The 3,202-nt window shown below is 61.2% G+C and carries 5 protein-coding genes; all 5 read right to left on the reverse strand.

Features of this window, described 5'->3' with window-relative positions; all coding sequences use genetic code 11:
- Positions 1-156 precede the first annotated feature (156 nt).
- The 5 genes from HMPREF3153_RS08330 to HMPREF3153_RS08350 all read right to left on the reverse strand — a co-directional run bounded on the left by HMPREF3153_RS08330 (position 157) and on the right by HMPREF3153_RS08350 (position 3,079).
- Positions 157-399 carry a YlcI/YnfO family protein gene (locus tag HMPREF3153_RS08330; protein WP_005292604.1) on the reverse strand — a complete coding sequence of 81 codons (243 nt, stop codon included), beginning with the start codon at positions 397-399 and terminating at the stop codon, positions 157-159.
- 88 nt (positions 400-487) lie between these two features.
- The gene (locus HMPREF3153_RS08335; RefSeq protein WP_005292602.1) at positions 488-850 is read right to left on the reverse strand and encodes a DoxX family protein; all 363 of its coding nucleotides are present in this window, start codon (positions 848-850) and stop codon (positions 488-490) included.
- Positions 847-1,422, reverse strand: a complete 576-nt coding sequence (locus tag HMPREF3153_RS08340) for a TetR/AcrR family transcriptional regulator (RefSeq protein ID WP_005292598.1) — start codon at positions 1,420-1,422, stop codon at positions 847-849. The genes HMPREF3153_RS08335 and HMPREF3153_RS08340 overlap by 4 nt, the downstream gene beginning before the upstream one ends.
- A gap of 62 nt (positions 1,423-1,484) precedes the next feature.
- Positions 1,485-1,874, reverse strand: coding sequence for an NUDIX hydrolase (locus HMPREF3153_RS08345; RefSeq protein ID WP_005292595.1), 390 nt, complete (start codon positions 1,872-1,874; stop codon positions 1,485-1,487).
- A gap of 20 nt (positions 1,875-1,894) precedes the next feature.
- A complete protein-coding gene (locus HMPREF3153_RS08350) occupies positions 1,895-3,079 on the reverse strand; it encodes an Nramp family divalent metal transporter (RefSeq protein ID WP_011272788.1) in 1,185 nt (394 codons plus the stop codon).
- Positions 3,080-3,202: the final 123 nt, after the last annotated feature.

Here is a 3,202-nt window from a genome sequence, read left to right on the forward strand (position 1 = left end):
GTCGAAGTGGCGCATTCACCCCTTGACAGCACGCCCGTTGCCACAACATCCAGGAGTCCAATTGTTTCATGCCGATTTAGAGCACTACTTAGCCATTGTTGAGCGGGTTTATGTTGCGGTGCAGCGGAGTGGAAGGCATAAACGAGAATGTTGACATCAGGAATGATCATCGAGTACCGCCCACACAGCTTCTTTGTTGCTGAGATCAACTAGAGCCGGTCCGCCGCAATCGAAGGAGGGCAGGTTAACGGGGGTGTCTTCGGTACTGATGCGGGCTTCCTTCTTGAGGGCAGCGCGGACCGCCTCTTCGACGTATGAGCTCAAAGTGACATTGTTGGCTTTGGCTTGGACCTTCGTTTCTTCAAGGAGTTTCGGCGGGAGGTTTATCGTCGTGCGCATACCTTTAGGGTAGAAAGCATCAAGTCATCATTCAAGAGGTGCAATGATGTATCTGCCTTCAGGAAGCCGTGAAAGGTTGACTGGTGTCTTAATTCAGTGCGAGCGTCAGGATCAGTACTCCGATGGAGAATGCGAGCATGCCTAAGCAGTTGATCCAGAATGCGCTACCGAGGAAGTGGGCGCGGACATGGGCTGCTGCGGCCGCGCAGAAATAGGCGATGACTCCAATCATGGCTGTGATTCCTACGCCGGGGAACCAGAGGCCGGCAATGAGTCCTACGGCGGCGAGGCACTTGATGACAATGAGCGCCCACCACCAGTCCTTGGGGAGTTTGACGCCGCTGAGGCAGGCTTCGATGAAGGGGACTGGTTTGAGGGAGAGGGCGGCGTCGCCAAGCAGAATGGCTGCTAGTAGAAGGGAGGGCCAGGCTGGGGAAGATTCTAGGATCATTGGGTTACTCCGAATGCGGTGTTGAGGCGTTCGATCGATGAGGCGGCTTGGGATGTGAGGTGCTCGGTGTCGTAGATTCCGGCGGCCCAGCCGATGAGTAAGCCGAGGTAGACGTTGTACAGCAGGTCGGCGTACTCGGCCGCATCGGCGCTGCTGAGCCTGGTGCCGAGTCGCAGGGTGATTTCATCGGTCAGGAGCGTTTTGAGTGCGGTGAGCGCTTCGCCTTGATTGCCTTGTTGGATGAGTGCTGCGCCAAAGGCGCGGGAGAGCTCTTCGTGGCCGGTAAACATCTGGAGGAAAGGTCTCAGGACATCGAGAAGGCTATCGGATTGTCCCCGGATGTCATCGTGGAGTTCTGAAATGTGTTGGCCAATGGTGCGGATGAGCAGCGTTTGTTTGTCGCCGACTCCCATGACGGTTCCCACGCTAACGCCAGCTTCGGATGCGATAGTCCGGATGCTGGTGGTGGCGTAGCCCTGAGTGAGAAAGAGTTCGTAGGCGGTGGCTAGGACCTTGCTGACGGTGCCAGCTTTGGCGGCCGAGCGCGATGAGTGAACGTGTTCAGTGAACATGTTCAAAAGGGTAGCTCTTGATGGTTTCGAGGTCAATGACGCCGAAGTGTTGACAGTTGGCGCTAGGCCAGCGTGGGGAAGACGCGGTCGCGCAGCAGGTGTGCAAGCTCGCGGTCGGGGGCTGCTGGGTTGACCCAGGCGGTGTCGCCGATTTCGGCGGCGGCATGGGGTTCGTCGGCGGTGACGGTGCGGGTGTAGGTGAAGATGGTGCCGACGACGACCTCGCCCGGTTCGTTGGCGGCGGGAGCGTCGAAGGTGCCGAGTTTGTTGAGGCTCTCGGCGTCGAGGGTGAGGCCTACTTCTTCGGCAACTTCGCGCAGGGCGGCGTCGACAAGCGCCTCGCCCGCCTCGGGCTTGCCGCCGGGCAGTTGGTACTTGGTGGAGGACTTCTTGCGCACGGTAAGCACGTGGCCTTGTGGGTTGCGGATGACGACGGCTGCTACTTCAATCATGGCTGCTGATTGTAGGCGGCCTAGAGCAGCGGCAGGAGCACGAGGGCGAGATTGAGTGCGATGACCAGCGCGGCAAGCGTCCAGCCCACGGCCATAGACCAGGGTTTCGCGGCGAACTCACCCATGACGTCCCGGGAGCCGGCATAGCGGAAAAGCGGGATGATGGCGAAGGGGATGCCCAGGGAAAGAAGTGCCTGGCTGACCACCAGTGCCATAGTGGGGTCGACCCCGCAGCCGATGATGACCAGCGCCGGGATGAGCGTGACCAGGCGGCGGACTAGTAGGGGGACCTTGATGTGAAGCAGGCCGTCCATGATTTCGGAGCCGGCGTAGGCGCCCACTGACGTCGAGGCGAGGCCGCTGGCCAGCAGGCCGATGGCGAAGAGAACGCCGGCCAGCGGGCCGAGGTGGCTGGCAATCGCCGTGTGGGCCCCGGAGATGGTCTCTGTGCCGTCCACGCCGTAGAGGGCCGAGCCCGCCAGGACCAGCAGGCCCACGTTGACGAGCCCGGCGATGGACAGCGCCACGGCGATGTCCGCGCGGGTGCCGGCCAGCACGTGGGGGATTTCCAGGTCGGGGTAGCGCTGCTTGGTCAGGGAGGAGTGTAGGTAAATGGCGTGCGGCATGACGGTGGCGCCCAACATGGAGGCGGCCAGCAGGATGCTGTCCTTGCCCTCTAGGCGGGGGATGAGGCCGCCGGCCACGTCGGCGGGGTCGGGCGGGGCGATGGCGAGGCCGGCAAGGAAGCCGATGCAGATGACCAGGAGCAGGCCGATGACAAGCCCCTCGAACCACTGGTTCTTCTTCTGGAAGATGAGGAGAATGATGGAGACCGCGCCGATGATGAGCGCGCCCGCGAACAGGGGGAGGTTGAAGAGGAGTTGCAGGGCAATGGCGCCGCCGATGACTTCGGCGAGGTCGGTGGCCGCGGCGATGAGCTCGGCCTGGGCCCACATGCCTAGGCGCGCGCGGCGGGAGAGACGCTCGCCCATGATTTCCGGCAGGGAGCGGTGGGTGACTAGGCCCAGTTTGGCGGAGTGGTACTGGATGAACATGGCCATGAGGTTGGCCACGACGAGTACCCACACCAGGAGGTAGCCGTAGTGGGAGCCGGCGCTGATGTTGGCGGCTACGTTGCCGGGGTCGACGTAAGCCACTGCAGCAACGAAGGCGGGGCCGGTGAGGCTGATTAAGGTCTTACGCATAGGCATCTCCATACCAAAAGTTCAACTACTTGAAGTCTAGTTTTCATCGCCATATGTTCAAGCCAGGGGGCGGAATTAAGCGGTGGATGCGCCACGCTTGAATAGTTCGTTAAGTATTTCACG

It is taken from the genome of Corynebacterium sp. HMSC06C06 (genome assembly GCF_001807295.1).
Lineage (GTDB): Bacteria > Actinomycetota > Actinomycetes > Mycobacteriales > Mycobacteriaceae > Corynebacterium > Corynebacterium striatum.